The organism is Agaribacter marinus (assembly GCF_030160655.1).
In the GTDB taxonomy this organism is placed as follows: Bacteria; Pseudomonadota; Gammaproteobacteria; order Enterobacterales; family Alteromonadaceae; genus Glaciecola; species Glaciecola marina.
On record NZ_BSOT01000005.1, the window covers coordinates 719,124 to 738,682 of the forward strand.

Annotated in this window: 23 protein-coding genes; 8 read left to right on the top strand and 15 right to left on the bottom strand. The window is 39.7% G+C overall.

What is annotated here, in order from left to right; all coding sequences use genetic code 11:
- The first annotated feature begins 109 nt into the window (after nt 1-109).
- Both QQK00_RS04790 and QQK00_RS04795 read left to right on the top strand, forming a co-directional pair.
- Nucleotides 110-475 (top strand): GtrA family protein, encoded by a 366-nt coding sequence (locus tag QQK00_RS04790; RefSeq protein ID WP_284216334.1) that lies wholly within the window; start codon nt 110-112, stop codon nt 473-475.
- A gap of 64 nt (nt 476-539) precedes the next feature.
- Nucleotides 540-1,040: a cysteine hydrolase family protein gene (locus QQK00_RS04795; RefSeq protein WP_284216335.1), complete on the top strand. Its 501-nt coding sequence runs from the start codon at nt 540-542 to the stop codon at nt 1,038-1,040.
- 39 nt (nt 1,041-1,079) lie between these two features.
- Here QQK00_RS04795 and QQK00_RS04800 read toward each other — a convergent pair whose 3' ends face one another.
- Nucleotides 1,080-2,261, bottom strand: coding sequence for a tetratricopeptide repeat protein (locus QQK00_RS04800; RefSeq protein WP_284216336.1), 1,182 nt, complete (start codon nt 2,259-2,261; stop codon nt 1,080-1,082).
- 200 nt (nt 2,262-2,461) lie between these two features.
- Between QQK00_RS04800 and QQK00_RS04805 the strand changes: the two genes are divergently transcribed.
- The 5 genes from QQK00_RS04805 to QQK00_RS04825 are packed head-to-tail and all read left to right on the top strand — an operon-like array spanning nt 2,462 to nt 6,217.
- A complete protein-coding gene (locus tag QQK00_RS04805; protein ID WP_284216337.1) occupies nt 2,462-3,331 on the top strand; it encodes a sulfurtransferase in 870 nt (289 codons plus the stop codon).
- A gap of 21 nt (nt 3,332-3,352) precedes the next feature.
- Nucleotides 3,353-4,000: a LysE family translocator gene (locus tag QQK00_RS04810; RefSeq protein ID WP_284216338.1), complete on the top strand. Its 648-nt coding sequence runs from the start codon at nt 3,353-3,355 to the stop codon at nt 3,998-4,000.
- Nucleotides 4,001-4,750 (top strand): hypothetical protein, encoded by a 750-nt coding sequence (locus QQK00_RS04815; protein ID WP_284216339.1) that lies wholly within the window; start codon nt 4,001-4,003, stop codon nt 4,748-4,750.
- Nucleotides 4,743-5,564, top strand: a complete 822-nt coding sequence (locus QQK00_RS04820; protein WP_284216340.1) for a glucosaminidase domain-containing protein — start codon at nt 4,743-4,745, stop codon at nt 5,562-5,564. The genes QQK00_RS04815 and QQK00_RS04820 overlap by 8 nt, the downstream gene beginning before the upstream one ends.
- Nucleotides 5,561-6,217, top strand: coding sequence for a DUF2987 domain-containing protein (locus tag QQK00_RS04825; protein ID WP_284216341.1), 657 nt, complete (start codon nt 5,561-5,563; stop codon nt 6,215-6,217). Before QQK00_RS04820 ends, QQK00_RS04825 begins: the two co-directional genes overlap by 4 nt.
- A gap of 21 nt (nt 6,218-6,238) precedes the next feature.
- On the opposite strand, the gene rssA is transcribed toward QQK00_RS04825, so the two are convergent.
- The 11 genes from rssA to ccoN all read right to left on the bottom strand — a co-directional run bounded on the left by rssA (nt 6,239) and on the right by ccoN (nt 16,138).
- A complete protein-coding gene (rssA, locus tag QQK00_RS04830; RefSeq protein ID WP_284216342.1) occupies nt 6,239-7,147 on the bottom strand; it encodes a patatin-like phospholipase RssA in 909 nt (302 codons plus the stop codon).
- Between the two features lie 28 nt (nt 7,148-7,175).
- Nucleotides 7,176-8,108: a tRNA 2-thiocytidine(32) synthetase TtcA gene (gene ttcA / locus QQK00_RS04835; protein WP_284216343.1), complete on the bottom strand. Its 933-nt coding sequence runs from the start codon at nt 8,106-8,108 to the stop codon at nt 7,176-7,178.
- Between the two features lie 134 nt (nt 8,109-8,242).
- On the bottom strand, nt 8,243-8,968 hold the full coding sequence (fnr, locus tag QQK00_RS04840) for a fumarate/nitrate reduction transcriptional regulator Fnr (RefSeq protein WP_284216345.1): 726 nt from the start codon (nt 8,966-8,968) through the stop codon (nt 8,243-8,245).
- A 43-nt stretch (nt 8,969-9,011) separates the two neighbouring features.
- On the bottom strand, nt 9,012-9,662 hold the full coding sequence (locus tag QQK00_RS04845) for a sulfite exporter TauE/SafE family protein (protein ID WP_284216346.1): 651 nt from the start codon (nt 9,660-9,662) through the stop codon (nt 9,012-9,014).
- A complete protein-coding gene (ccoS, locus tag QQK00_RS04850) occupies nt 9,649-9,849 on the bottom strand; it encodes a cbb3-type cytochrome oxidase assembly protein CcoS (protein WP_284216347.1) in 201 nt (66 codons plus the stop codon). The genes QQK00_RS04845 and ccoS overlap by 14 nt, the downstream gene beginning before the upstream one ends.
- 7 nt (nt 9,850-9,856) lie before the next feature.
- On the bottom strand, nt 9,857-12,343 hold the full coding sequence (locus tag QQK00_RS04855) for a heavy metal translocating P-type ATPase (protein WP_284216348.1): 2,487 nt from the start codon (nt 12,341-12,343) through the stop codon (nt 9,857-9,859).
- 17 nt (nt 12,344-12,360) lie between these two features.
- Nucleotides 12,361-12,852 carry a FixH family protein gene (locus QQK00_RS04860; protein ID WP_284216349.1) on the bottom strand — a complete coding sequence of 164 codons (492 nt, stop codon included), beginning with the start codon at nt 12,850-12,852 and terminating at the stop codon, nt 12,361-12,363.
- A gap of 120 nt (nt 12,853-12,972) precedes the next feature.
- Nucleotides 12,973-13,923 carry a cytochrome-c oxidase, cbb3-type subunit III gene (gene ccoP / locus QQK00_RS04865; RefSeq protein WP_284216350.1) on the bottom strand — a complete coding sequence of 317 codons (951 nt, stop codon included), beginning with the start codon at nt 13,921-13,923 and terminating at the stop codon, nt 12,973-12,975.
- A gap of 3 nt (nt 13,924-13,926) precedes the next feature.
- Entirely contained in the window at nt 13,927-14,097 is a 171-nt protein-coding gene (locus QQK00_RS04870; RefSeq protein WP_284216351.1) for a cbb3-type cytochrome oxidase subunit 3, read from the bottom strand.
- Nucleotides 14,097-14,702 carry a cytochrome-c oxidase, cbb3-type subunit II gene (gene ccoO, locus QQK00_RS04875; protein ID WP_284216352.1) on the bottom strand — a complete coding sequence of 202 codons (606 nt, stop codon included), beginning with the start codon at nt 14,700-14,702 and terminating at the stop codon, nt 14,097-14,099. Before ccoO ends, QQK00_RS04870 begins: the two co-directional genes overlap by 1 nt.
- A complete protein-coding gene (ccoN, locus tag QQK00_RS04880; RefSeq protein ID WP_284216353.1) occupies nt 14,699-16,138 on the bottom strand; it encodes a cytochrome-c oxidase, cbb3-type subunit I in 1,440 nt (479 codons plus the stop codon). The genes ccoO and ccoN overlap by 4 nt, the downstream gene beginning before the upstream one ends.
- 265 nt (nt 16,139-16,403) lie before the next feature.
- Here ccoN and QQK00_RS04885 point away from each other — a divergent pair, with 265 nt between their 5' ends.
- Nucleotides 16,404-16,793, top strand: a complete 390-nt coding sequence (locus QQK00_RS04885) for a hypothetical protein (protein WP_284216354.1) — start codon at nt 16,404-16,406, stop codon at nt 16,791-16,793.
- A 12-nt stretch (nt 16,794-16,805) separates the two neighbouring features.
- Here the strand turns inward: QQK00_RS04885 and bfr (QQK00_RS04890) are convergent, their stop codons facing one another.
- The 3 genes from bfr (QQK00_RS04890) to QQK00_RS04900 form a co-directional block, all read right to left on the bottom strand.
- Nucleotides 16,806-17,273: a bacterioferritin gene (gene bfr, locus QQK00_RS04890; RefSeq protein WP_284216355.1), complete on the bottom strand. Its 468-nt coding sequence runs from the start codon at nt 17,271-17,273 to the stop codon at nt 16,806-16,808.
- Nucleotides 17,274-17,277: 4 nt separating this feature from the next.
- On the bottom strand, nt 17,278-17,748 hold the full coding sequence (bfr, locus tag QQK00_RS04895) for a bacterioferritin (protein WP_284216357.1): 471 nt from the start codon (nt 17,746-17,748) through the stop codon (nt 17,278-17,280).
- 117 nt (nt 17,749-17,865) lie between these two features.
- Complete coding sequence (locus tag QQK00_RS04900; protein ID WP_284216358.1) at nt 17,866-19,452, bottom strand: cation:proton antiporter family protein; 1,587 nt, start codon at nt 19,450-19,452, stop codon at nt 17,866-17,868.
- Nucleotides 19,453-19,559: the final 107 nt, after the last annotated feature.

A 19,559-nucleotide genomic window follows, 5' to 3' on the forward strand; every position in this document is an offset into this window, starting at 1 on the left:
AGAACATATCAGACTGAATGTCGAAAAAATGTGAATTGTCATTGACAAATTTTAGACATCGCTAAAATTACAATACGGGTAAAACATCGATATTGAAATTGGCGTAAAAATGCAATTTGTCCGTTTTTGTATTATCGGCACTACCGTATTTGCAATCGACCTGATAATTTTTAGTATTTTGCTAAATACTCTGGAAAACCCATACATATCAAGACTGCTCAGTTTTTGGATTGCTATTTGTTGTGCCTGGTTTGGCAACGCTACCTTTACATTCAGTCAGCAAAACATTTTTGTGGCAATGTGGGAGCAATTTTCCAAGTATTTTCTTTTATGCCATTTGACCGGTGTATTAAACCTTGCGATTTATGCCGTGACCTTAGTTTTGGGATTTCCTACGCTTGTCTGCTTTGTTTCAGGCGTAGTGATTGCGATGATTGCAAATTTTGCGGTGACTAAACGTATATTAGTAAATTAACGCGTGTTGTTTTTTTAGATAACTGCAATAATCTAGCAAAATAAAAAGCGTAAAAGAATGTAAAATGAAACCAGCCTTACTCGTTATCGATGTGCAAAAAGACTCCTTTAAATTAAATGCCACCGCAGAACACACGCTTGGTAGAGCAATGGGTTTAATCAATCTGTCGATGGAGACTTTTAGAAATCGGAAACTGCCAGTTGTTATCGTCAGGCATATCAATGAAGAACAGGGCTTTGCGCCAGGGAATGAAGACTATGAATTTCCTCCCTCGTTAGCTATTGACGAATCAGATATTTATATTCAAAAGCGGTACGGCAATGCATTTAACAAAACTTCTTTGGCTAGCACCCTAAAAAGTTTGAATGTAGACACAATATTCATTACCGGGTTTTGCGCAGAAATTTGTGTATTATCTACATATCGCGGTGCAGAAGACGAAGACTTAACGCCAATACTTATTCGCGGTGCACTTGGCAGTGGGAATCTTGACAACTTAGCGTTTGTCGAGAGTATTCACAATACACTTACTTATGACGCTACTAAGGCTATTTTGGCCAAGTAGAACATAAGCCGGAAAAACAGATAGGGCAATCACCAACGCCTACTTACTTTGTGTTAATGCTAATCTTAGTGTAGCGCTTTTTGCATTATACAGTCGTTTAGTTTCATCTTCATATGCCAAGTCTTTCGCCTTTAACAAGGACTCCATGGCTTTATTTTCATAGCCTTGAAGATACTGAACTTTTGCTAAGCCAAAATAAGCTTCATGTAGGTAGGGAGCTAACTTTGTCGTTTTTCTGTAATATTTTGTCGCTAACCAGTAATTATCATTTTGAAAATGTTCGTTAGCGATGTCCAACCAACTATATGGGTTCGTGTCTTTATTTGCATCAATATCGGCAAGCAAGCTTGAGGCCTTTTCTCCTTCACCTCTGGCCTTGAGAATATTGGCGTAATTCCATATTAAGTTAACGGTTCTAGGTGTGAACTGTACTCCGTATTCGTAAATTGACGCAGCCGCCTCAGATAAGCCCACTTGATTAAGTAGCACTGCGTACGTATTAAGGCTATGTGGATTTAAGTGGTTAAGCTGTAGCGCTTTTTGAATATATGAAAATGCCAAATTATAGTTTTCTTCAACTAAGGCTTCACTCGCTAGATTTTGAAAATACATTGCCGTAAAATCATCACGCGAAATAAACTCGCCTTTTACATCACCAGCGCTTGGAAAATAATCAATAATCATGCGGCTTCGCAAAAGAGTGCCTGGTTCGTCTTTAGTTTTCTTTTTAGCAAGTAATATCGTTCTCACATGGCCAGCGGTCGTGGTCACATTCGCATATCGCCTATAAATAGGGCTTGAGTTGACCGTTTGAAAGCGGATGTCCAAATCAACAAGATCGGCTAACGCGGTAGTGAGCATTGCCAATGATAAGCAGTTCCCCTCATTATTTAACAAGGCTTCTTTCGCAGTATATGTTCTGCCTAAAAAGCTAAAACTATTTAGTTTACGTTGTAAAAAGTTAGAAACCCTCTCATGCTCTGAAAGATGTGAGTTTTTTGCAGAATTAAAGTACAGTAAAAAATCAGTCGATTGCTGCGGCGTAAGTGTAAATAACGCGTCTTTGTCAATTACGTTTTGGGTTTCAAAACGACTAACATCGACTTCTGGCAGTTTGGGTTGGTTAGTAGTGCTTTTTTCGACAATAGGCTCAGATGATTGGCAAGCGAATAATAATAGGCAGGTGATTACTATCAATGCTTTATTGTTTAGTTCTCGCAAGGGCTGCTCCTTAACATCAATATTATTAGCTATTTAAAATGCATATTAAAATATATCAAGACAAGTAAATACTTGATATAAATAAATACAATTACGTGCATTTGATTTAACTATAGCTAGCAAAAATACAGGCGCTTAGCTTAATGAGAGCTAAATAATGTAAATACAATGGGTTGTGCTTTTAACATTTGGAGTTTTTTGTGTCGACAATATCAACGGCAGAACTGGCAAAAGTTCTGACAAAAACAGAAGAACAAGGCCTAAATACGCGCTTACTTTTTACCACTATGAAACAAAGTGCAGTCAAACCTAAGTATTCAAACATCATTTTGGAAAACCCTAATAGATATATTGCCGATTCAATATTATTTGATTTTCAGGATGATATTGTCGACGTCGCTAGCAATATATCCAACACAATGCCTTCGCTCCAAGTATTTGAAGATAAAGTAAAGAAGCTAGGTATCTGTAATGAAGACTATATCGTTGTATATGATGATTTTGGTAATTTTTGCGCTTCACGGGTTTGGTTTATGTTTAAAACTGCGGGGTTCAATAATATTTACGTTCTTTCTGGTGGATTACCTAAATGGTTAAATGAAGGCAGAGACACAATCGAAACACTCAAAAACGTCAATAAAATTGGGAATTTTACGGCAACACCGTCAAACAAGTACAAGTTTGTAGATAAACGCTATGTATTGGCATTAATTAACAAGCAGCAACAAATAAAGAGTTTGTTCGACGCTAGGAGTCTATCGCGATATTTGGCGACAGAAAAAGAGTCTAGGCCTAACTTACGTAGCGGGCATATTCCCACTGCAATATCGCTTCACTACCAAAATCTGCAAAATGAACTGGGGGAATTTATCTCAAAAAGTGACGCACCAAGTACCTTACTTAACGCTAAAAGTGGCGCTGTATTTTCTTGTGGCAGTGGTGTCACCGCTTGCATACTAGCCCAATATGCAGACCTGCTGGGCATAGCACCAATATATGTTTATGATGGCTCCTGGTCAGAGTGGGGCGCTGATGCAGAATTGCCGATTGAGACTCAACTTGAACACTAAAAATAAGGAATAAGCGGCTCAATGGGATTTGATATTGGAGTATTGTTAACGGTAGCGCTGATGCACGCGGTAGCAGTAGCGAGTCCAGGACCTGATTTTGCTATAGTATTAAAACAAAGTCTGCAACAAGGCAAAAAGGCCGGTATTTGGACAAGTATTGGCGTTGGTGCTGGCATCTTGGTACACGTATTGTATTCTCTACTAGGTGTGGGTTTACTCATCCAAACACATGACTGGTTATATCTTGGGTTGTTATATGTTGCGGCGGCTTATTTAGTATGGATAGGTATTGGCGCATTAAAAAGTGCGCCGACTACAACACAAGCAAATGAAGAACTCAATGACGTAGAAGCGCGTAGCCACTACCCAAATAAACAAAGTAAACATGCGTTTTGGTTAGGTTTTGTTACGAATGGCCTAAACCCGAAGGCGACGTTGTTTTTCTTAGCCTTATATTCTCTTGCAATTCCATTAAATACTTATCTGTTTGTAAAAGTAGCCTATGGATTATACCTGGCCGTCGCAACGAGTCTGTGGTTCATATTTGTTACTTTTTTAGCCAGTCGCGATAGAATTAGACGGATTTATCAACAAAAAGGGCATTGGTTCGATCGCGCGATGGGAGTCGTGATAATATTAATGGCAATCTTACTCGTGATAAATCAATAGATGAAAATAGACGATGAATCTATACAGCATGTGTTAAGGGGTGAAATCCCTCTTGACGTAAAAAAAGTGCTAATACAAGCACGTGAGCTGACCAGCAAAAACATATTTACACTAGCCTTTTCACTCATCATCATATTGGCGATGTTTTTTATTTTCGGCCTATTTTTAGTGAATCACTATGATATAAAAACGATGGACGACATTCAGCAACTGCAAACGCAAGGCGGTGCCATCATTGGTTTTGTTTCCACGCTAGTGACCGCACCATTATGGGCCGGTGTGACAATGATGAGTTTGCGTTCTTTGCAGCAGTCTCCTATCAAAATTAGCCACGTTTTTGCATATTATCCGCTAATGCTAGCGTTAGGACTTGCAGCACTTATTGTAAGTATTTTTTTAGAAATTGGTTTGGCACTGCTAATTCTGCCAGGGCTATACGTATTCATCGCATCTGCGTTTGTCGCTCCCCTTATTGTCGAACGCAAACTTGGGCCAATCAGTGCCATTGTATTGTCAATCAAGGTGACAAACGCATATTTTAATAAAATTGCGATGATCTATTTAGTCTTACTATTACTAATGATCGTGGTTATATTTAGCTTTGGCCTCGCATATTTTCTTGTTGGGCCATATTACTTCAATGTGAAAGCCGTTTTGTATCAAACGCTATTAGTCAATGATAAGCCCGAAAAATGTGAAAATGGCAACGATACATCGGCTACTCATGATTCAGGGATCTTTAATGCCTAGTCATCAAGTAAACTTTATGCAACAAGGAAAGCGGCATAAACTTAAAGTCATTTTAGTCGCAATTTCTTTTGTGAGCGTGGTGATATTGGCGATAGTTTTATCTCAGCCTAAGAGTATCAATGTTTCTGAGATACCTGCTACCGAACTCGATAAAAAAATAGTTCCTGATTTTTCTCAATATTCAAATACGCAAGAAAAAAAACGGGCGTTTTTTGAATACTTACGGCCTGCAATCGAATCGCAAAATGAATATATACTAGCGGTTAGGCAATATGTACAAGGTCTGCGAGCAAAACATCTTATGGGTGAAAGCCTAAGTAAGAGCCAAATTGAACAGTTAAAATGGCTACGACAAGAATATAGAATTGAGAAAAAAGCGAATAGAAATCAGGTATTCCAAGGTTTATTAAAAAAAATCGACTTGATACCTGTCGAGTTGGTTTTAGTACAGAGTGCTAACGAGTCAGCGTGGGGCACATCTCGATTTGCTCGTGAAGGGTTTAACTTTTTTGGCCTTTGGTGCTTTGTCGAAAACTGTGGGTTTGTGCCGGCAAGGCGGAATCCTGGAGCCATTCATGAAGTCGCAAAATTCGATGACTTGTCTACAGCAATGTATACCTACATGCGCAATATAAATCGCCACCCAGCGTATGCAGAACTTAGAAATATTCGTGCACGGCTTCGAGAGAATCAGCAAGAAATTTCGGCGACTAAATTGGCGGAAGGGCTAACTCGATACTCAGAGCGGGGCGATGAGTATGTTGATGAATTAAAGCAAATGATAAGAGTGAACAAGGATTTAATATCTACATGAAGTATAAAGCTTTCCTGTTAGTGCTAATGCTAGCAAATATGCTGGGTAATTTTGCGACCGCTGAAGAAATCACAGTAAATTATAAGAGCTTTTACAGCCACATACGTAAACTCAATAATGACGACTTAAACGCATTACAATTTGCCTTTGGTTTCCAACATATCCGAGAACCTCGTTTGTGTAAGGTGTCGTCTGCAAAAATTAGTACTGAAAAACAACAAATTCCCTTAGTTGTTACGGACGAGGGAAGATTTACCGTACCCAGCGAAAAAGCGTTGAATTTGGCAAAAGCAAAAGTTGTTATCAGTTTAAAAGAACAAGCAAATTTATGTGATATGTCAGTACAGTTAGAAACCAAACCTGAATATTTAAAAACAACCTACCAACAATCAGAACTTCAACATATATATAATCAGTATGATGCGTTCTTTGATAAGATGGGGAGTTTTTTATCCTTTTTGATGCCTAGCGTAATAGGGATATCATTGCATGTAGAAAACGTCTCAGAAGAGGAACTCCATTTTTTAGGGCTAGGTGAACAAGTAAAATTTGATGGAAAGAAAATTGAATTTACTAAAGATGCATTGTCCAACATGAGTGAGATTACACTCCCTGAAAAACCGTTACGCATAACCGCTCTAACCGACAAATAAAGGTATCTCAAGCAATATACGTTAGTTGTTTCTGATGTCTAATTGATATTCAATTTGTCGCGCTAAACGTTCTACAGATGCTCTCCCTTGATTAGATAATTCTTCTGCTCGGTGAAACTCCAGTAAACCAACATCTCTCAGTTGAGGTTCAATTAAGATATCGGGAGGATCACCTGCTAACCGTGACCGAGTCACTCTTGCTTGCAGTATTTCCAAAGATGAGCTCATCACTCCCATAATGCCCGGCGGCGATTTCTTCTTACTCTCTTTGGGTGCGGGTGAAAACCATTGTTTCATAAAACCAGAACTTCCTTTTTCCATAAATTCGTCTGTTTTTAGCTGATTCTTTTCATGATCATCTTCAAATTTTTCTATGAGTTGTGGTCTGAAATCAGCTGACAAATTTACAGCAATAACAAAGTCCGCACCTAACTGCCTGCATTGATTAACAGGTACAGGGTTGACCACCGCGCCATCAACTAACCAACGGCCTTCGTGCTCAATTGGCGCAAAGAGTGCCGGAATTGCGCAAGACGCTTGAATTGCATCGTTAATGTCACCCTGGTCAAAAATTACCTCTTTACCTGAATATAAGTCAGTTGCGACGGCTGTAAACGGCTTTTCCATCGTTTCAAAAGAAGGTGCACAAAAATCGTTACGGTGCTTTTCAAACACTTTTTGTCCACTGGCTAAGCCGCCGCGCCGAAAGCCGATACCCAACAAACCAAACACTTGCCATTCAGTGAGGGTATACGCCCATTCTTCAAGTACATCTAATCTTCCGCTAGCATACGCGGCCCCAACATACGCACCAATCGAGCACCCCGCAACAACATCTATTTTTACACCAAGCTCTTCCAAGGCCTTAATTATGCCTATGTGCGCCCAACCTCTAGCGGCACCAGCACCTAGCGCAAGTCCAATTTTCACAACGATGTCCTTATATCTAATTTCAAGGTTATTTTAACTCTATTATAGATACCGAGGTGGTATCTATTTTATCTTGCCGCTTTAAGGTCGTTTCATCCTCAAAAATAGGCGATATATCGATTGGATCAAATGCCGTGTCTCCTTCAATCTGATTCAACACTTCGTGGTCATTTGCATTTAGTGCCATAAAGTTAAAGAGTGAGTTATCGAGCAAATGAGACGGTGTCACATTTTGTAATGCAGTAAACATTGATTCGATTCGCCCTGGAAAACGAGATTGCCAATCTTGCAACATCATTTTAATGTTTTTTCGTTGCAGATTTTCTTGAGAACCACATAAATTACATGGAATTATTGGAAAATCCATATGGTTGGCATACTTAGCTAAATCCGTTTCTTTACAATACGCTAGCGGTCTAATGACCACATTATTACCATCGTCACTGACTAACTTAGGCGGCATCGACTTTAATTTACCGCCATAAAACATATTTAAAAATAGCGTTTCAAGTATGTCATCTCGATGGTGTCCGAGGGCAATTTTTGTTGCACCTAATTCTTGAGCTACTCTATACAATATTCCGCGTCGAAGCCGTGAGCACAACGAACATGTCGTTTTACCTTCAGGGATTTTTTCTTTTACAATTGCGTAAGTGTCTTCTTCAATAATGTTGAAATCGACACCAAGCTCACTTAAGTATCGAGGTAAAATATCCTCAGGAAATCCAGGTTGCTTTTGGTCTAGGTTAACCGCAATTAAATCAAATTTTATTGGTGCTACACTTTGTAAATACATCAATGTATCAAGCAGGGCATAACTGTCTTTCCCGCCAGAAAGGCAAACCATGATTTTGTCACCATCTTCTATCATATTGAAATCGGCAATTGCCTTACCCGTTTCTCTACGAATTCTTTTTTGTAATTTGTTTGCGCTGTTAGACTTTTTTAATTTTACTGACATGTAATAACTGTTTATCTTAATTAATCTATAAAAAACGCCGAAAGTATACAGTAACTTTCGGCGTTTTTTTAGAGAAGATATTCGTCACTTTCTTTCAGTTCAAGTGATTGAAAAGAATTTCTTGTATTAATAGTTCATACAGCGACATCAGCTTCTGGCATACGATCTTTTATCGCTTCGGTATCAAGTATAGTGATCAATTTACCTTCTACTTTTATTAAACTATCTTTTTGAAATTTAGTTAACAAGCGACTTATCGTTTCGACAGTTAGGCCCAAATAATTACCAATTTCATTTCGCGTCATAGATAAATTAAACTGCTTTGCAGAAAAGCCTCTTTCATCAAAACGTTGCGACAAGTGTGAAATAAAGTGCAAGAGTTTTTCTTCAGCACTTCGCTTACTCAGTAACATCATTAGTTCATGGTCATGTTTTATTTCAGCACTCATGAACCGCATGATTTGTTTACGTAATTGAGGATACTTTGCCGACATTTCATCTAAGGTATCGTATGGTAATTCGCAAACCATTGCGGTTTCTAGCGCTTGAGTATAACTCTCATGCGTTTCATTTTTTAAGGCATCAAAACCAATAATATCACCCGGAAAATGAAAACCGATTATTTGTTCAACACCATCTTTGTCACTAATATACGATTTGAAGGATCCCGAACGAACAGCATACAAACTCTGAAATTTATCACCACTTCTAACTAATTTATCTTGTTTATGGAAGGGTTTTTTACGCTCAATAATGTCATCTAATGATTCCATTTCAGTCTTGTTTAAAGACACAGGCAGACACAGGTGACTAAAGCTACAGCTCTGGCAATGAATGGACAAATTATGACTATTTGACATGCGTTACTCGTTACGTCTACTTTGAGATAAATGTACTCTCATATTATGTAAAAATCAAAAAAACAGCACTTAACATTAGGAAAAGCGCAACAAGATTTCTCGTTACTTTGTGCTGCATTAGTGGCAAAAGACTGTTTGCGCCAACACTTATCGCGATAAGTGACGGTAGCGTACCCAAACCGAAGGCCGCCATTAGCATAGCGCCCTTAATAGCACCACCTGATGCAAGACTCCATGTCAGCGCCGAATAAACAAGACCACATGGCAAATATCCCCAAATCATGCCGTACATAAACGCATATTTCAGGTTTTTAACCGGGATAAATAACTTACTTAATGGTTGTATTCTTTTCCACACATGGCTACCAAGTTGTTCCAGAACACTTAAGCCTTTCCATATGTCGCTAATATAGAGCGCAAGTAATACTAAAAAAGTAATACTAATATAGTCTAAAATTGGTATTTTAGTATTCGTAGCACTACTCACAATAGTACCGATATAACCGGTGGCCGCACCAATCATTGAATACGAAAGGATTCGACCAACATTGTAAGAGAGAACGAAATGGTGTTTATTGGCATCTTTAGGTGCAGCAAAGGTAAATGCACTCATTACACCGCCACACATGCCTATGCAATGCACACTGCCTGCAAGCCCAATGAGAAAGGCCGCAATCAGGTTAATTTCGTTCATCTGTTTGCTTTACTGCATTGCTTTCTTTCGTTTGTTTTGGTGAATCGATATCATCGTCAAATAGAATGCTATACCCTTGACGTTCTAGGTCATCGAACTGATTATTTCTCACCGCCCAGAAAAATACAGCAATCCCTATGCATACAATTATTACGGCGAGAGGAATTAATACATAAATAATACTCATATCTTTCTCATTTCATTAAACGGGTTGAGTTGTAAACAACGATAATTGAACTTAAAGACATGCCAAGCGCTGCCTGCCAAGGGCTTAAAAGGCCACTGATCGCAAAAGGTAACACCAGCATATTATATCCTAGCGCCCAGGCAATATTTTGTTTTATCTTTGACTTGGTTTTCTTCGCCATTGTTAACAAATCATCTAAGGCATTCAGTCGATGACTTAATAATATGACGTCCGCCGCATTTTTGGCTAAGTCTGATGCGTTACCTACCGCAATAGACACATCTGCAGCGGCTAAGACCGGTGCATCGTTAATACCATCTCCCAACATGATCAATGATTTGCCTGCAGCTTGTTGTTGCTTTATATGTTTCAACTTACCGTCGGGCGTATTGTTACCAAAAGCGTTTGCAATATGTAGCTCGTTAGCCAGTTTGTTCACATTGTGTTGCTCATCGCCACTTAAAATAGACAATCGATAGCGACCAAGTTTCTCAACTAATGCTTTTGCTTCAGGTGCGACGGTATCTGTAACAATGAATGTCGCGACGATTTCTTCATTAATCATCAGTACTACGTTTGCGTCATCTAATGCGCCATCAAATGTTCCATTAGCATACATCATTTCTGCCGCTTGGCATTGCGCTTGAATAAAGCGCCTAGAACCCATATGGCAATTGAACTCGTTGACTTTAGCACTGATACCTTTACCTACATGGACAGTAAACGCAGACATTGAGAAGTTGTAATTGGCATAGTCATGCAAAAATGCACCTGCAATAGGGTGTTCAGAACGACTCTCGATAAAACTACCTAAGGCTAATATGAAATCTTGTTCAGATTGATCCTCGGTACTTTTTTCAATCTTGTCGTTTCGAATAGAAACATTTTCTTTTACAAAGGCATCGCTAAAAGCAAACTCGCGTAAAGAAAATTCACCTTTTGTTAAGGTGCCTGTTTTATCAAATACAATATCAGTTGCAGTTGTTATCTGTTCAAGTGCGTCAGCGCGTTTCAGTAACACGCCCAATTTATTTAACTTTGCCATCGCGCAGGTTAACGCAGACGGTGTCGCTAATCCTAAAGCGCAAGGGCAGGTCGCAACCAATATTGAAATGGTTATCCAAAATGCATCTGGGTTGCCTACTGACCACCAATACCAATATGTTAAGCCACTGACAAGCAGTACCGCGATAACAAAGTAACGTGACACTTCATCCGCTACTTTGGCAATTTTTGGCTTACTCATCAATGCGAGCTCTTGTAGCCGCAGGATTTGATTCATTACAGCGTGCTTAATAGTACTTGAGACCTTTACATTAATACTGCCTTCTTGATTAAGTGTGCCCGCATAAACCTTGTCACCCATCATTTTTACTACGGGTTCAAACTCGCCAGTCAACATAGATTCGTTAACGGTAGACGTTCCGCTTTCAATGATGCCGTCGATAGGCATCGACTCACCCGGTTTTACTAACACTAGGTCATTTACTTGTAATTGTTTAGCAATAACAGACGTCCAATCACTCCCATCCCATTTTAAAGCAGTGACGGGAATCAGTTTAAGCATGTTTGATGATAGTTCACTAGCTTTATGACGAGAACGATGTTCCAAAAAACGACTAACAAGCAAGAAAAAAACGAACATGCATATAGATTCAAAATACACTTCGCCGTCGTTATTGTTAACCGCCAAAACACCCGCAATGTAGGTCGCAGCTATTGCAATGGTTACAGGAACGTCCATATTGACTGTGCGCGCCTGAATCGCTTTCAGAGCGCTGACATAAAAGATACTGCCAGAGTAAAGTACAACGGGTGTCGTTAAGAGTAAACTTACCGCATTAAAATAGGCAATGGTTTCAGCGCCTAAATTACCAAAGACGTCAAAGTATTGGCCAAAAGCCAACATCATCACTTGCATCGTCATGATGCCAGCAAGCCCAAGCTTTTTTAAATAGCTTTTTTGTTCCTTTTTATATGACGCCTCATGCTCATCCGGCTGAAAGGGGAGCGCCTCATAGCCAATGTGACTTAAGCGCTGCAGTACACCTGATAACTTAATAATGTCATTATTCCAGGTAATTAACGCCCGTCTAGCGGCAACATTTACCGAGACCTGTTTAAGCCCGGTTACTTTGGCCAGTTGTTTTTCAATTAACCAACCGCAAGCGGCACATGTAATACCTTCAACAGTGAGTTGAATTTGTTTATCCGTGCCATGCTCAAAAACAAATTCTTCTTGCAACTCCGGTTCATCATAGACCGCTAACTTAGACATCGTTGCATCTAACGCGGCATCGCCACGTGCAGCTAGTTCGGTACGAAATTCATAATAATTCTCAAGGCCATTGTCCACGATAGCACTTGCGACTGCGTAGCAACCAGGACAACACATGGGATAACTTTTATGATTGATTTCCACCATAAATCGTTCACCTTCCGTGTTCGGTAGGCCGCAATGAAAGCATCCATTTTCTGGTATTACTACACTCATTATTCTTGGTAATTACCTTAGGGTCTAAATTGAATAGGGGATGCTTGAGGAAGACTTAACTTTTGTTGTAATTTCCAAGTGTCATCCATTGGCGTTAAACGAATTCGCCACTTACCTTGAACATTGAATGTTAGCGGTGCACGGTATTTGCCACTAGCATCTCTAGCAAGCAATAATTCGATATCACGTTCAGGTTGCGTGACATGGTAAAAATTTAACTTTAAAGCCGTCCCGTCTTTTGGTTCGCCAGAAGAAAAAGACAATACTGCTGAAGAGTTTTCAAACACTAGATCAGCGGCAATACCTAATGCTTGTGCGTTTTCAACTTTGTCTAAGCGCGCATTTATTGATTTACCTTCTTTGTAGTAATCATCAACAACCAAACTATTTGTACCGTCGGTGGCAAAATTAAATACAATGCTTCCGACAACGACTGACGACATCGGTATGGTAATCAAAAACCAAGGCCAAAACTGCTTGTACCAAGGTGTAGTATCCGTCTGTTGCATAAGCCTCTCAATACGATAATAGTGATTAAAATTTACATAAAAAAGCCTCGATAAACGAGGCCTTTTTCGTCCGGTTTTTATAATGCTAATACATCATATTAACCGACTAAAGAAATGTGCTTAGTTAGATAAACTATAAACGTAAGTTGCCACTACGTGAATTTTATCTTCACCCAAGGTATCTTTGAAAGCAGGCATTACCCCGTTTCGGCCATAATTGAGTGTTTCGGTAACAGCACGCTCAGTACCACCATACAACCAAATATTATCAGTCAAGTTTGGTGCGCCAAGGGCTTGGTTACCTTTACCATCCACCCCATGGCACGCAGCACAAGCCGCAAATCGAGCCTTACCAGCACTCGCTAAGTTCGCGTCTACGTCACGGCCACTTAAACTTAAGGCATAGGCAACCACTTCAGAAATGCCTTGCTCACCAAATGAATCCAACCAACCTGGCATTAAGCCTTGGCGACCATTAATCAGCGTTTCTTTAATTTTTTCGCCAGTGCCACCATACAACCAATCATTATCGGTAAGGTTAGGGAAACCACCACGTTGCCCTCGGGCATCAGAACCATGACACTGAGCACAGTTTTGCAAAAACAATCGTTTGCCCACTTGGACTGCTTCGTCATCCTTTGCCAATTCTTCGATAGGTATTTTTGCATACGCTTCAAAAATTGGGTCAAACTTTTCTTCAGCAAGTTTTACTTCAAGTGCATATTCATTCCATGCACCTTCCTCAATATCTTTGCGTAACTCTTCTTCAGATTCAGCTAACGACAAGATACCTTGGTTTGAGCTTTCCCACCCCAAAAAGCCTTTGTAAGCGCCAAGGCCAGGGTAGGCAAGTAAATATGCAAATCCCCAAACCATTGTTATCCAAAAAAGAATTGTCCACCAACGTGGTACCTGATTGTTTAACTCAACGATGCCATCGAACTCATGTCCCATTTCATCGCCTTCTTTAACACCTGTTTTATTAGCAAGTGTCCAGCGGAGCAGAAAATAACACCCTATGATTGTGCCAAGGCTAATTACACTGATCCAAATTGTCCAAAACATACTCATGGCTTAAGACTCCCGGTCTTTCTTATTTGTTGCATCTTCGTCGTCATCAAATACAAGGTTTGCGGCTTCATCAAATCGATCTTTGTTTCGACTACTGAATGCCCAAATCACTACGCCAACGAAGCTTACGAAAACGATAACAGTAAAAATACTGCCAATAATTCCCTGATCCATTATTTTAAATGCGTTCCAAGTGATTGAAGATAAGCGATAAGCGCTTCCATTTCGGTTTTACCCTTAACAGCAGCTTTAGCACCTTCAATATCTTCATCCGTATATGGCATACCAAGAGAACGATGAACAGACATTTTCTTAGCAATATCTTTACCTGTCAGCTTGTTTTCAGCTAGCCATGGATAACCTGGCATATTCGACTCAGGTACAACGTGTCTGGGATTAATTAAATGCACGCGATGCCATTCGTCACTATAGCGTCCACCGACGCGGGCTAAGTCAGGCCCAGTACGTTTTGACCCCCACAAAAATGGACGTTCCCAAACAGACTCACCAGCCACAGAATAGTGGCCATAACGTTCTGTTTCAGCTCTAAAAGGGCGAATCATTTGGCTATGACAACCTACACAGCCCTCACGAATATAAATATCGCGTCCTTCCATTTCCAAGGCTGTGTATGGGCGTAAACCTTTTACTGGTTCAAGCGTTTGTTGCTGAAACATAAGTGGCAGTATTTGAGCGAGTGCACCAAAGCTAATTGCTACTAAAATTAGTATCGTTAACAAACCAACATTTTTTTCGATTAACTCATGTGGATTCTTCATTTGGCAACTCCTAAGGCTTCATCACCACTCACTGGCTCATTCTTAGGCGCAAAAACTGTCTTATAAGTGTTGTAAGCCATAATAAGCATACCTGCAACAACAAAAACACCACCGATAAATCTCACAACATAGAACGGTTTAGATGCTTCAAGCGATTCCACGAAGGAGTAGGTTAGGGTGCCGTCAGCATTTACTGCTCGCCACATTAGACCTTGAAGTACGCCTGACATCCACATTGCTACGATGTATAAAACAACACCAATAGTAGCAAGCCAAAAATGTATATTTATAAGTTTAGTACTATACATTTTAGGTTGCCCGAACAAAATCGGAATCAAGTGATATACAGACCCGATAGACACCATAGCTACCCAGCCTAATGCCCCAGAGTGCACATGACCAATTGTCCAGTCAGTATAGTGAGATAGTGCATTTACGGTTTTAATGGCCATCATTGGGCCTTCGAATGTAGACATGCCGTAAAATGAAAGCGATACAATAAGGAAACGTAAAATCGGGTCAGTACGAAGTTTATGCCAAGCGCCAGATAACGTCATAATACCGTTTATCATACCGCCCCAAGATGGTACAAACAGAATGATTGACATCACCATGCCTAAAGATTGCGTCCAATCAGGCAGCGCAGTGTAATGTAAATGGTGGGGACCTGCCCAAATATAAAGCGAAATGAGTGCCCAAAAGTGAATAATAGACAAGCGATATGAGTAAACGGGGCGACCGGCTTGTTTGGGAACAAAATAATACATCATCCCCAAGAATCCAGCGGTTAAGAAGAAACCTACAGCATTGTGCCCGTACCACCATTGCATCATGGCATCCACAGCACCTGCATAAATCGAATATGATTTAAAGAAACTGACTGGAATCGCCATACTATTGCCGATATGCAATACAGCAACAGTCAGCATAAACCCGCCCAAAAACCAGTTTGCAACATAAATATGCGACGTCTTACGTATGATTAACGTACCGAAAAAATTAATTATGTAAGCTATCCAAACCAATGCAATCAAAATGTCGATTGGCCACTCTAGTTCCGCATATTCTTTACTTGACGTTAAGCCTAGAGGCAATGTTATCGCCGCAGCCACAATGACAGCCTGCCAACCCCAAAAAGTAAATGCCGCTAACTTGTCGCTAAACAAACGCACTTGGGACGTTCGTTGTACGATGTAGTAGCTGGTTGCAAACAGCGCACAACCACCAAACGCAAATATAACAGCGTTTGTATGAAGGGGTCTTAAACGAGAGTAGGTTAGCCATGGAATGTCAAAGTTTAATGCAGGTGCAAATAGCTGTGCAGCTATCAGAACACCAACCGACATACCCACAATACCCCATACAATCGTCATGATGGTAAACTGCCTAACTACTTTATAATTGTAGTCTGGCTTCACTTGACTTGTTTCGCTCATAACTAAAAATTTCCGTGTATAGAAATAAAATGGAATTAGAACAGGGCGATTTTACTTTTTATTGTCGTCCTAGTTGAGTGGCGCACGTAAGAAAAGTAAACTCATATCTATTCAGGTGTGAATGATAAAGTTTTTAATAACAAAAAGATACACAAAGACTAAGGTGATTGATCTCAGTCAATAAAGGAAAGTTTACGGTTAATGAATTGTGAATAAAAAGAACGTAATTGCGCCCTCTATTTTCTTAGCATGCCTAGTAATATTAATGCTTTCACGACTATTTGAAAGCGATGTTAATGATACGTTAAATGCAATGCAAGAATGCAGATTAATTAACGAGCAATGCGCCATCGAATCAGATTACGGTAAGATCAGTGTGAATTTTATGCAACCTCCAATTTCTGAGGAAGAATTAGCGCTTCAGTTTTCGATTCCTGCAGGGTATGCCTTAGGTACTGTGCAAATAGAAGGTATTAACATGTACATGGGTAAAACGCCGGTACTATTTGAAGATACACGAAGACCTGCACTTGGTGTCACATTTTTAGGCGCTTGCAATCTAGACGAAATGCAGTGGAAAATGACATTCAAGCTAACAAAAAACGGCACTATATTAGCGCCGCTTTATACTGTGTACTTTAGTACTACTAAGTGACAACGTTGATTGTCAAAGTTGAGATTGCGTATAGTTCTGCAGGCCGATACGCTTGATTAACCCTAATTGTTGCTCTAGCCAATGTGCATGATCATTTTCAGTATCATCTAGCAAAACAACTAGCATGTCTCTGCTGACATAATCTTTTTCAGCTTCACAAATACTAATAACATCTCTTAACTTACTTGCGACTTCGTACTCTACACGCAAATCACTCGACAACATTGCCTCGACATCGTTACCAATCTCTAACCCGGTGCGTGTTTTCATATCAGGCACGCCGCCTAAAAACAACATTCGTTCAATTAGTTTGGTTGCGTGACCTTTTTCATCATCAAACTCATGATTTATTCGTTCATAAAGTTTGTTTAAACCCCAATCCAAATACATTTGAGAATGAATAAAGTACTGATCCATCGCCGCCAATTCATACGCCAACAACTCATTTAAACCCTGAACTACTTTTTGACTGCCGTTCATAACCTTACCCCTCTATTTGCGCTTGAAGATAATTAGAAATACCCATTTCTTCAATTTGGTGTTCTTGGGTTTCTAACCAATCCAAATATTCTTCCTCATCGTCCAATATCGAAGAGAGTAGTTCTCTACTCACATAGTCTTTCTGACTTTCACAGAGCGCTATTACATCTTTCAACTGTACAATTTGATTGCTTTGAAATTTTGAATCACAAGCGATGCATTCTTCTGTGTTTTCGCCAATAAACAACTTACCTAAGGCTTGTAAATTAGGTAATCCTTCCAAAAATAAAATCCGCTCTATTAGTTTATCTGCTTGTTTCATATCGCAAATAGACTTTTTATATGCAGCATTATTTAGCTTATTGAATCCCCAGTTTTTGTGCATTCTGGCGTGCAAAAAGTACTGGTTTATTGAAGTTAATTCAAAGGTCAAAATATCATTCAGCCCCTTGATTACATTTGTGTCGCCTTTCATTTTTCTACACCTACGATTAAACACATGTGAAGTATACGCAAACCAGGGAGGTGAAGTCAATTTTTCCTTATTTTTCATACGTTTACAAAAGTAAATCATTATCATTTATGGTTAGATTTAACTTAGCACTTTGCTTTGTTGTTGTTTTAATATATCCATACTTTCTTCAGCAAAACCTAAACCGGCATCAGTAAAGAAATTAAAAACGTGATCTACACCTTTTTCTTGCAGCGGTTTAACTTCATCATTGTAGCGAGCAATGGCTGCAATCTGCCCTTTATAGCCGGCATTTCTTAACTGATTAGTAACGTTACCTGAGTCTTCAATAGAAGGGAGCGCAAGTAGTACTAACTTGATATTAGAGATATCCACGCTTTCCCATAAATCGATGTTTTCACCATCTCCATTTATTGCGTTGAGTCCTTTTACCTTTAGCTTTGCGACCTTGTCTTCGTCAGCATCCATTCCACAAACAGCGTTGCCGAGTTCAGCAGATAAGGCCCGGAACGCACCTTTACCGACGCGGCCCATACCTAAGACAACAACTTCTACCTTGTTAAAACTGGGGTACATGTCTTCAATCAGCGGTGTTGGATGCTGAAAACCGTGCATTAGGTGATTGGACTCGTGATAAATATCATGAGACTTGCGATAAAAAATACTTGTGATAACAAATGAGAACGACACACTTATGGCAATAATTACTAACCATTCCTCAGTTAGCATGTTTAAACTTACCGCTAACGCGGCAACGATTAAACCAAATTCGCTATAATTTGACATTACCGCCCCAGTAAGAAAAGACGTACGTGCCCGTAAACGAAGTTTTGAAAACATCGTAAAGAAAAACATGAATTTAAATGGAATAAGTAGTGTAAACAATAAGGCCGTCATAACCATATCAGTATTTGGTAAGGCAGTTAGTCCGATAGACAAGAAAAAACAAATCAAGAATAAATCTTTAAAGCTCAACAACGACTTTGACAACTCGACAGACTTTGAATTGCCAGCAAGTAGAATACCGAAAACTAGTGCACCAAGATCTCCCTTAACACCGACCAACTCAAACAGTTGATATCCGCCAAGTGCGAAGACAAAACCACATAGTGGTAACAACTCGCCATGCCCAACTTCTTTTAATAGTCGTTTGAATATTGGTGCAACTGGAATGAGCAAAAACAGCGATAGTGCATAAACAGAAGGCATCTTGCCTGTAGCAAAGACCAGAAATAAAACCGCGAAGATGTCTTGCATGACCAATATGCCAATCGCAACTTTTCCGTGACGCGTTTTACCTTCTCCACTTTCTTCTAGAATTTTAACGACACACACCGTTGAACTAAATGAAAATGCAAACGCTATTAACGCCGCTTGCTGAATACTCAATTCAGAGAAGTAGGGCAGAGAAGCAATTGTGAATAACGTTATAATACCCGTGAGAGAAACCACCCACACAATACAATGGCCAATACTGCCAAGCCAAATTTCGCGCTTAATTAAGTCGGCCACGTTTAGCTTAAGCCCAATTGTAAACAGCATTACTGTTATACCAAGGTTTGCAATTGTGTCGATAGTGTCGTTTGACGAAAAACCAAAGGCATTCATTACAAAACCTGCGGCTAAAAAACCGACAAGTGGCGGGAGGTGTATATATTTACAGGCGAGTCCGCATAAAAATGCGATTAGTATTAGAACAAAGTCCATGCAATAAGAATCAACGGCGCAGTGAAAAGTGTAATTGAATTAAACCCTTACTACGCCGAATACGCAATATAAATTATCGTTTTAGTTTTACCTAAGGTAAAAGCGCA

Coding starts and splice junctions, on each gene's coding strand:
- QQK00_RS04790 (WP_284216334.1), top strand. CDS start 110: ATGCAATTTGTCCGTTTTTGTATTATCGGCACTACCGTATTTGCAATC.
- QQK00_RS04795 (WP_284216335.1), top strand. CDS start 540: ATGAAACCAGCCTTACTCGTTATCGATGTGCAAAAAGACTCCTTTAAA.
- QQK00_RS04810 (WP_284216338.1), top strand. CDS start 3,353: ATGGGATTTGATATTGGAGTATTGTTAACGGTAGCGCTGATGCACGCG.
- QQK00_RS04815 (WP_284216339.1), top strand. CDS start 4,001: ATGAAAATAGACGATGAATCTATACAGCATGTGTTAAGGGGTGAAATC.
- QQK00_RS04820 (WP_284216340.1), top strand. CDS start 4,743: ATGCCTAGTCATCAAGTAAACTTTATGCAACAAGGAAAGCGGCATAAA.
- QQK00_RS04825 (WP_284216341.1), top strand. CDS start 5,561: ATGAAGTATAAAGCTTTCCTGTTAGTGCTAATGCTAGCAAATATGCTG.
- ttcA (WP_284216343.1), bottom strand. CDS start 8,108: ATGTCAGTAAAATTAAAAAAGTCTAACAGCGCAAACAAATTACAAAAA.
- fnr (WP_284216345.1), bottom strand. CDS start 8,968: ATGTCAAATAGTCATAATTTGTCCATTCATTGCCAGAGCTGTAGCTTT.
- QQK00_RS04845 (WP_284216346.1), bottom strand. CDS start 9,662: ATGAACGAAATTAACCTGATTGCGGCCTTTCTCATTGGGCTTGCAGGC.
- ccoS (WP_284216347.1), bottom strand. CDS start 9,849: ATGAGTATTATTTATGTATTAATTCCTCTCGCCGTAATAATTGTATGC.
- QQK00_RS04855 (WP_284216348.1), bottom strand. CDS start 12,343: ATGAGTGTAGTAATACCAGAAAATGGATGCTTTCATTGCGGCCTACCG.
- QQK00_RS04860 (WP_284216349.1), bottom strand. CDS start 12,852: ATGCAACAGACGGATACTACACCTTGGTACAAGCAGTTTTGGCCTTGG.
- ccoP (WP_284216350.1), bottom strand. CDS start 13,923: ATGAGTATGTTTTGGACAATTTGGATCAGTGTAATTAGCCTTGGCACA.
- QQK00_RS04870 (WP_284216351.1), bottom strand. CDS start 14,097: ATGGATCAGGGAATTATTGGCAGTATTTTTACTGTTATCGTTTTCGTA.
- ccoO (WP_284216352.1), bottom strand. CDS start 14,702: ATGAAGAATCCACATGAGTTAATCGAAAAAAATGTTGGTTTGTTAACG.
- ccoN (WP_284216353.1), bottom strand. CDS start 16,138: ATGAGCGAAACAAGTCAAGTGAAGCCAGACTACAATTATAAAGTAGTT.
- QQK00_RS04885 (WP_284216354.1), top strand. CDS start 16,404: ATGCTTTCACGACTATTTGAAAGCGATGTTAATGATACGTTAAATGCA.
- bfr (WP_284216355.1), bottom strand. CDS start 17,273: ATGAACGGCAGTCAAAAAGTAGTTCAGGGTTTAAATGAGTTGTTGGCG.
- bfr (WP_284216357.1), bottom strand. CDS start 17,748: ATGAAAGGCGACACAAATGTAATCAAGGGGCTGAATGATATTTTGACC.
- QQK00_RS04900 (WP_284216358.1), bottom strand. CDS start 19,452: ATGGACTTTGTTCTAATACTAATCGCATTTTTATGCGGACTCGCCTGT.